Consider the following 979-nt stretch of genomic DNA (forward strand, 5'->3'; position numbering starts at 1 on the left):
GCGAATGCGGGGGAACTCTACACTTGGCGTTCAAGCCCCGAAGGCCGGTTGGCTGAGATTATCGTTCTAGATCAATTCTCTCGAAATATGTATCGAGATACGCCGGCTGCTTTCGCTTCTGATACACTTGCTTTGGTGCTGGCTCAGGAAGCGATCGCTTGTCGTGCAGATTTAGCACTTGAACCCACTGAGCGAAGTTTTCTGTATATGCCTTTCATGCATAGTGAATCAAGAGCGATTCATGAAGTTGCGTTGTCGCTTTATTCTCAAAAGGGTTTGGAGCGCAATCTTGAATTTGAAAAGCGCCATAAGGAAATTATTGATCGTTTTGGTCGCTACCCTCATCGTAATCAGATACTTGGAAGAGAGTCGAGTCAGCCAGAGTTAGCGTTTCTGGAGCAGCCAGGCTCGTCTTTCTGATTAAGTGCTTTTTGGCATCCCTCTGAATTCAGAAAACGCCTGTAAGAAACTAAGGCTATCACTTGGACTTAAAGCATACGGTTGAAATGAACGATCAGGGTTGAACTTTGCGAGTATTTTCTCGTGACTCCCGACTTTAAGAACGGCTCCCATTGCCCACTCGGGAAAAGAGCGGCTAGTCGTTTCGTTATAAACGATAAGCTTTAAGGCCTTGTGGCGATAGTCTGTTTTGATATGTTGAAATAGCGCTTATCTGAGCATAGAAAACCGCTAATCATATGCTTTTGATTATTCAGCTTTGCGACTTCAACAATACTTTTCAAGTCTTCTAGGGTTAAAACCTTGGAAGCCGTACTCACATAAATCAATTGAACTAGACTCACGTTAAGTCACTCTCTTAATATAATCAGACGCCTTTACCTGATGATAAGTTGTATTTTGGTAGTGAATTTTCACGGGCTTCGGGTCTACGATTTCTATCGGGATATCGTTATGAACAGCCGTTTCCAGGGCCATTTGAGTAATATTGACACTAAAGGAGGTGCCCATAAATACCATC

The 979-nt window shown here is 43.4% G+C and carries 1 protein-coding gene and 1 pseudogene; one reads left to right on the forward strand and one right to left on the reverse strand.

Features of this window, described 5'->3' with window-relative positions; translation table 11 throughout:
• A partial coding sequence (locus tag A3729_RS07280) for a DUF924 family protein (protein ID WP_068633516.1) occupies positions 1 to 420 on the forward strand: 420 nt, incomplete at its 5' end.
• On the opposite strand, the pseudogene A3729_RS34500 reads toward A3729_RS07280, so the two are convergent.
• A pseudogene (locus A3729_RS34500) lies at positions 421 to 803 on the reverse strand (BLUF domain-containing protein).
• Between the last annotated feature and the right edge of the window lie 176 nt (positions 804 to 979).

This window comes from Oleiphilus sp. HI0043 (genome assembly GCF_001634935.1).